Origin of the sequence: Lentzea sp. NPDC059081, from assembly GCF_042738015.1 — a bacterium.
Taxonomy (GTDB): domain Bacteria; phylum Actinomycetota; class Actinomycetes; order Mycobacteriales; family Pseudonocardiaceae; genus Lentzea.
In genome coordinates this window covers 98,545-105,604 of record NZ_JBHYGW010000027.1, presented here as the reverse complement: position 1 = coordinate 105,604, position 7,060 = coordinate 98,545, and the positions used below count along the sequence as shown (strand labels likewise).

Annotated in this window: 4 protein-coding genes; 1 reads left to right on the top strand and 3 read right to left on the bottom strand. The window is 69.5% G+C overall.

The features are described from left to right. Positions 1-162: 162 nt before the first annotated feature. Positions 163-2,901, bottom strand: a complete 2,739-nt coding sequence (locus ACFWV3_RS37410) for a hypothetical protein (RefSeq protein ID WP_382418654.1) — start codon at positions 2,899-2,901, stop codon at positions 163-165. A gap of 212 nt (positions 2,902-3,113) precedes the next feature. On the opposite strand from ACFWV3_RS37410, the gene ACFWV3_RS37405 reads away from it, so the two are divergent. After that, complete coding sequence (locus ACFWV3_RS37405; protein WP_382418653.1) at positions 3,114-3,992, top strand: hypothetical protein; 879 nt, start codon at positions 3,114-3,116, stop codon at positions 3,990-3,992. Here ACFWV3_RS37405 and ACFWV3_RS37400 read toward each other — a convergent pair. Then, positions 3,989-5,140 (bottom strand): acyl-CoA dehydrogenase family protein, encoded by a 1,152-nt coding sequence (locus tag ACFWV3_RS37400; protein WP_382418652.1) that lies wholly within the window; start codon positions 5,138-5,140, stop codon positions 3,989-3,991. The two genes, ACFWV3_RS37405 and ACFWV3_RS37400, sit on opposite strands and share 4 nt — an antisense overlap. A 5-nt stretch (positions 5,141-5,145) precedes the next feature. Next, the gene (locus ACFWV3_RS37395; protein WP_382418651.1) at positions 5,146-7,059 is read right to left on the bottom strand and encodes an acetyl/propionyl/methylcrotonyl-CoA carboxylase subunit alpha; all 1,914 of its coding nucleotides are present in this window, start codon (positions 7,057-7,059) and stop codon (positions 5,146-5,148) included. Position 7,060 lies beyond the last annotated feature (1 nt).

Sequence of the window (7,060 nt, the reverse complement as noted above, 5' to 3'; positions counted from 1 at the left end):
AGCAAGCCGCCCAACACAAACAGGCGTGCCATCAACCCGCTAACGGCGCTGGGGGTCTTTGATCAGTTGGCGGGGTCCGGGGCAGAGCCCCGCGCACGAAACAGGCACCCGCACGCAACAACGCAACCACCCGACCAACCCGAGCGACCAAGCAGCCAACCCCTACCCAACAGGACACCCATTCGCCTGACGCTGCGAATCCGGTCCATAGAGGTCCCCAGTCAAAAACACACAAACCGGCTGCTGCTCAAAGTCATGAATATCAGTCAACTCCAGAATCGTGAAGTTGCGCTGCTCACCAATCCGAGACGCACTGAAGTCCGTACGCCCAGTAGCCCCGAAGAACTCCAACTCCCGAAACTCCCCACCAATCGCCCCACGGTGCGGCGTGTGAACCGGCAACCCGGCCAGCCGCGACTGCGCGTTGCGCACAGCGTCCAGGAAGAGCCCAGCCGCGTCATAAGCGACGCCCATGTGCTCACCGGGCCACGGCTTGATCGGCTTGTCCTCCGGCGGTAGCGGCGACTCCTGGATCTCCTGGTTCAGCCTGCTGTAGCCGGCGCAGAACGCGTCGAGCGGCAGCCCGCCGCGCGCCTTGGAGTCCGGTTTGCCCTCCACGCACGACTTCCCGGCCAGCACGACGAGACCGGCCATGCTCACGTACGACACGCGCATCCCGGCCAGCGAGTCGTGCACCCGGCTGGCCTTCTGCGCGATGAACCGGATGATCGCGTCGTCGGCGACGATGCGCGGCAGCCGGTTCTTGTCGTAGCAGTCGCGTCCGATCGCCCGCAGGAACTCGCCGAAGTCCTCCTCACGACCCGCGAAGAACACCATCTCGCCCGAGTGGTCCTCGACGCACTGCGACGGCACCTCCTGCGGACTCCTGGCCCACGGCACTGCCTGGTAGCGCACGCCCGCGGTCGCGAGCTCCTTGCCCAGCACGTTGACCAGGTCGTCGAGGTAGACGTCCCCCTTGTTCAGGGGCGGGTGGTAGATCGTCACCTTGGTCGAGCCGGCGTACTGCGCGTACCGGCGGACGAGGTCGGCCTGCCGGACGTTGCCGGGGATCAGCTGGAAGTACGTCGAGGACTTGGTCGGCAGCGAGGCCTCGGTCAGCGTGGTGCCGATGGTCGGCACGCCCAGCGCGCCCAGCTCGGTGATCACGTCCTTGGTCTCCGCGACGCTGCGGTCGAGCCCGACCACGCCGATGATGCCGGGGTCGTCCTCCAGCAACGACGTCAGCATGTCCCGCAGGACCTCCGGCGCGCGTTTCATCATCGCGCCTCCGTTCGCGATCACGATGCGCAGCAACGGTTCCGAGCGCGACCTGTCGTTCTGCTGCCGTTGCTTGAGCAGCATGCCCTCGAGCTCCTCGGCGCGCGAGTGGTCGGCGTCGGGGTTGGTGTCCTTGTGCGTGAGGCTGGAGAAGTAGATCAGCGACACGAACGGGCGGCCGGGATCGGCGTCGTGCAGCCGTTCCGCCTCCTCGTTCTGCGCGAACACCGCCTGCTGCGTCCACCGCAGCCGTTCGTTGGAACCGAAGACCTGGCTGCTGTTGTCGCTGTAGCCGACGCACTCGACGTTGCCCTCGACGTCCATCAGCCGGGTCGACACCCCGGCCGAGGTCGCGGAGCCGATGATCGAGCAGTTGGCCCGGATGTGGTTCTGCACGGTCACGAACGCCGGCAGCAGCAGCACCACGACCACCGCGGCGATGATCGCCTCCAGCCGCCGCGACCGCGCGAGCCACCGCACCGGCGCCGCCCGGAACGCGGGCGTGCCCTTCCACTTCTTCTTGTCGGGGCTGGGGAACGGCAGCCTGATCATCAGGTAGCGGGCGTCCGGCGCGAGCATCTGCCGTTTGCGCGGCAGCTCCTCGCGCCAGGTCGTCAACGCCTCCGCGGTCTCGTCCGGCGCGACCGGCTCGACCCCGAGGCGTTCGGACAGGCCGGGCTGGACCGAGCTGGCCGCGATCACCAGCAACGGGTCCAGCTCACCGGTCTCGTTGCGGACGTCGTTGATCAGCTCCAGCAGCTCCCAGCCGCCGTTGTCCTTGGTGACGCCGTCGAGCAGCACGGGGATGTAGGCCGTGCGCCGCCACCCGGCCCTGCGCGGGAGGAACCGGTTGCGCCGCCGGTACGCGATCCGCAGGTCCTCCAGGAACGCGTGCACGAGCAGCAGCTTGATCTGCTCGGTGTTCTCGGACTCCCGCCGGCCCAGCGTCAGCCGTTCGGCGAACCCGAGGAACTCGATGGAGTGGTTGGGCAGCGCGAAGTTCTGCCCGCGCATGAACCACCTCGACTCGCGCGCGAGCCCCGGCACCCGCCGGGCGAGCCAGCGGAACCCCGCCTTGCTGCCGACCCACGCGACGAGCCCGAGACCCAGCCGCGTCACGAGGTTGGGGATGAACGCGTCGACCGCCCGGTTGAGCGCCTCGCCGTTCTCGGTGGTCCTGCCCGTCCACTGGCGCAGCAGCTCGATGACGCTCGCCCGGTCGTCGCGTCCCGGCTTGCGCGGCAGGCGTTTGCTGGTGAGCCAGTCGACGAGCCGGTAGTGGTCGAACCGGGTGAGGCGCTCGCTGCCGACGTGGACCTCGGAGAGCTGGTGGCTCAGCACGTCCAGCAACGGCAGCAGCGGCTGGGTCTCCCGCGCTTCCGGCGGCCACCTCTTGTCCACTTCGGCGCGCACCGAGGACACGTCGACGTAAGCGTGCGGGATGGCGGGACGGCCTTCGTCGAGCTTGTGCTCCAGCGCCCGCAGGAACGGCGTCGGACTGGCCTCGCTCTCCAGGTAGAGCAACGGCAGCGGCTGGTCCCCGACGACTTCCTCGGTCTTGCTCCGGTAGAAGAAGCCCGGCCGATCGCACAGCCCGTGGATCACCTCGAGGAGAACGCGCAAACCGGGGAAAACCGGCTCTGTCCGACTGCCTGTCATCTGCACCCTCACGCTCGTGCGGCAGGAGAGTCGACGCTAACCGGACGGCGCCGGCAGGACCGGTGGTTTGGGCTCGCATTAGGTGGAATGGACTAACGGCGCGCCGCGAAATCCCCTGGCGCGTAACGCGTCCTGGCAGGGCTCCGATAGGTCGGCGGATCCGAGGAGGGGGAATCGTGCGCGGTTTCGGCGTCTTCCTGCTGGTGACCGGGGTCATCGGCTCGCTCGTCCTCCGCTTCAGCCAGGAACCGCTGTCCGTCGTCGACTTCCTGCCGCTCCCGGTGATGTTCCTCGGCGGGTACCTCTACTTCCGCGGCGGGCAGAACGCCGCCCGCCGGCTCTCCCGCCAGCCGTACGACGGCGGCGACTCCGTCCTGTACCTGAGGGCGTTCAGCACCGACCCGAGTGCGCTCGGGAGAACGGTCCAGAGCATGTTCTGGGCGGGACTCGCGACCATGAGCACCGACGTGGAGTGCCTGGCGCGGGCACTGCGCCCGTTCGGCCGCCTGCACGTGATCGGCCGGCCTGGCGAAGGCCTGCCCCGTCCCGGCGGGAAGACCGTCTACTCGGGCGACGCGGCCTGGAAGCAGGTCGTGCAGGAGATGATGCTGACCGCCCGGCTGGTGGTGATCAGGCCTGCCGTGAACCCCGGTGTGCTGTGGGAGCTGGCCAGGGCGCGCGAGATCGTCCCCGCCGACCGGCTGCTGATCGAGGTGCGCGGGCTGTCCGGCCGCCGGTACCGGGAGGCCGTCCGTGCCATGGCGAAGTTCGGCTACACCATGCCGGAACGGCGTCCGCGGCGCGGCGGGTTCATCCGGTTCTCACCCGAGTGGAAGCCGGGCTTCCTGCCGCTGTCCGGTCCCCTCCTGCGGCGGGGGCTGATCAACGTGTACCGGCCGATGACGGTCTTCGCCCTCCGGCCGGTCTTCGCGCGGCACGGCGTCCCGTGGACGCAGCCGGGGGTGTCCGCCGGCTGCGTCGCCTACCCGGCCGTCATGGGGTTGATCGGCCTGGTCGTGATCATCGGGTTCGTGGTCGGGGTGTTCTTCAGCTAGAGACCGAGCTCGCGGGCGATCAGCATCTTCTGCACCTCGGAGGTGCCCTCGCCGATCTCCAGGATCTTGGCGTCGCGGTAGAACCGGCCGACCGGGTACTCGTTCATGAAGCCGTAGCCGCCGAAGATCTGCGTGGCGTCGCGGGCGTTGTCCATGGCTGCCTCGGACGACACGAGCTTCGCGATGGCCGCCTGCTTCTTGAACGGCTCGCCGCGCAGCATCCGGGACGCCGCCTCGTAGTAGGACAGCCGTGCCGTGTGGACGCGGGCCTCCATCTCGGCGATCTTGAACTGGATCGCCTGGTACGTCCCGATCTTCGCGCCGAACGCCTCGCGCTCGTGGGCGTAGCGGACCGACTCGTCCACGCAGCCCTGGGCCAGGCCGACGGACAGCGCGGCGATGGCGACGCGGCCCTCGTCGAGCGTGCGCAGGAACTGGGCGAAGCCGCGGCCGCGGGTGCCGAGCAGGTTCGCGGCGGGCACGCGGCAGTCCTGGAAGGACAGTTCGCGGGTGTCCGAGGCGCACCAGCCGACCTTGGAGTACTTCTTCGACACCGTGAAGCCCGGGGTGCCGGACGGGACGATGATCGACGAGATCTCCTTGCGGCCGTCGGGCTGCGTGCCCGTCACGGCGGCGACCGTCACCAGGCCGGTGATGTCCGTGCCGGAGTTCGTGATGAACGCCTTGGTGCCGTTGATGACCCACTCGTCGCCGTCGAGGCGCGCGGTGGTGGTCAAAGCGCCCGCGTCGGAGCCGGAGCCCGGTTCGGTGAGGCCGAACGCGCCGAGCTTCTGGCCGGACGTGAGCGACGGCAACCATTCGGCCTTCTGCTCGTCGGTGCCGAAGCGGTGGATCGGCATGGCGCCGAGCGAGGTGGCGGCCTCGACGGTGATCGCGACGGACGAGTCGACGCGCGCGAGCTCCTCCAGCGTCAGGCACAGCGCGAAGTAGTCGCCGCCCATGCCGCCGTGCTCCTCGGGGAACGGCAGGCCGAGCAGGCCCATCTGCCCCATCTTGGCGACGATCGGGTACGGGAACTCGCCGCGCTCGTAGTAGTCGCCGATGACCGGGGCAACCTCGTCACGGGCGAACTCCTCGACGGTCTTGCGCAGGTCCTCGTACTCGCTCGGGAGTCTGAAGTCCAACATCGGTGTCACTCCTCGTGAGAGACGACGAGAGCCAGCACTTGGTCGAGTGCGACCTGCTGGCCTGCCTGAACGTTCACTTCGGCGAGCACGCCGTCGACCGGTGCGGTCACGGTGTGCTCCATCTTCATGGCCTCGACCACGAACAACGCTTGACCGGCGGTCACTTCCTCGCCCTGCTGCGCGCGCACGACCAGCACCGTGCCGGGCATCGGCGACTTGACCGGGCCGCCCTGGGCCGCGGCTCCCCCGGCGGCACCGACCAGGAACTCGGCCTCGACCAGCGCCCACGAGGCACCGTCGTGGCCCAGCCACAACACGTCGCCGTCGCGGGCCGTGGCGTAACGGCGTGAACCGACGAGCAGGTCGGTGCCTTCGCGGCGGGCCCGCGCCCTGACCGGTTCTCCAGCGCCCACAACGACTTCGTCGCCGCGCACACGCACGTCGACGTCGTTGATCCGCCAGGTCGTCCACGCGTGCTCGCCGACGCGCCAGCCGCCCGGCTGGTCCCACGGGTCGTCGCCGTGCGGGTCGAGCGACCGCTCCAGGCCGGCCGCCACGTACACGTCGTCCGGGACCTCGGCCGTGGTCAGCGCGTCGAGCTTGCGTTCCACCAGGCCGGTGTCGAGCGCGCCGGACCGCACGTCCTCGTCGCGCAGGAGTGCCCGCAGGAACGGGATGTTCGTCGTGACGCCGAGCAGCACCATCTGGCCGAGCGCGTGGTCCAAGCGCCGGAGCGCTTCCTCACGGGTGCGGCCGTGCGCGATCACCTTGGCGAGCATCGGGTCGTAGTCCGAACCGACGACAAGTCCTTCGTACAGACCGGAGTCCACCCGGACGGACGTCGGTTCGCCGAGCTTGAGCACCCGGCCGCCGGTCGGCAGGAAGCCGCGCGACGGGTCCTCGGCGTAGACGCGCGCCTCGACGGAGTGGCCGCTCAGCTCGACGGTCAGGTCGAGCTCCTCACCGGAAGCCACGCGGAGCTGCCACTCGACGAGGTCGACGCCCGTGACCATCTCGGTCACCGGGTGCTCGACCTGCAGCCGGGTGTTCATCTCCATGAAGAAGTAGTCGCCGGACGCACCGTCCACGATGAACTCGACGGTGCCCGCGCCGACGTAACCGACGGACTTGGCCGCGTCGACCGCCGCCGAGCCCATCGCCTCGCGCATCTCGGGGGTGAGGAACGGCGAGGGCGCCTCCTCGATGATCTTCTGGTGCCGCCGCTGGAGGCTGCACTCGCGCTCGCCGAGGTGGATGACGTTGCCGTGGGCGTCGCCGAGCACCTGGATCTCGATGTGGCGCGGGTTCGTGACGAACCGCTCGATCAGCAGCGTGTCGTCGCCGAACGACCCGCGCGCCTCCCGCCGTGCCGACTCGATCGCCTCGCGCAGCGCGGACTCCTCGTGCACGAGCCGCATGCCCTTGCCGCCACCGCCCGCGGAGGGCTTGAGCAGCACGGGAAAGCCGATCTCGCCCGCGGCGTCGACGATCTCGTCGTCGGACATGTTCTCGCGGGTGCGTCCCGGCACCACCGGCACGCCCGCCGCTGACACCGTCAGCTTCGCGCGGATCTTGTCGCCCATGGCGTCGATCGCCGACGCGGGCGGTCCGACGAACACGATCCCGGCGTCGTCGCACGCCTTCGCGAACGCCGTGTTCTCGGCCAGGAAGCCGTAACCGGGGTGGATCGCCTGCGCGCCGGTGTCGACGGCCGCCCGGACGATCTTCTCGATGGACAGGTAGCTCTCGCGAGCGGCCGCCGGTCCGATGCGCACGGCCTCGTCGGCCAGCCTGACGTGCAACGCCTCGGCGTCCGCGTCGGAGTACACGGCGACGGACCGGATCCCGAGCGCCTTGAGCGCGCGGATCACCCTGACCGCGATCTCCCCGCGGTTCGCCACCAGAACGCTGTCGAACATG

What these genes read in the sequence shown, in the direction of transcription:
- ACFWV3_RS37400 (WP_382418652.1), bottom strand. Translation starts at nt 5,140, where the DNA reads ATGTTGGACTTCAGACTCCCGAGCGAGTACGAGGACCTGCGCAAGACC.
- ACFWV3_RS37395 (WP_382418651.1), bottom strand. Translation starts at nt 7,059, where the DNA reads ATGTTCGACAGCGTTCTGGTGGCGAACCGCGGGGAGATCGCGGTCAGG.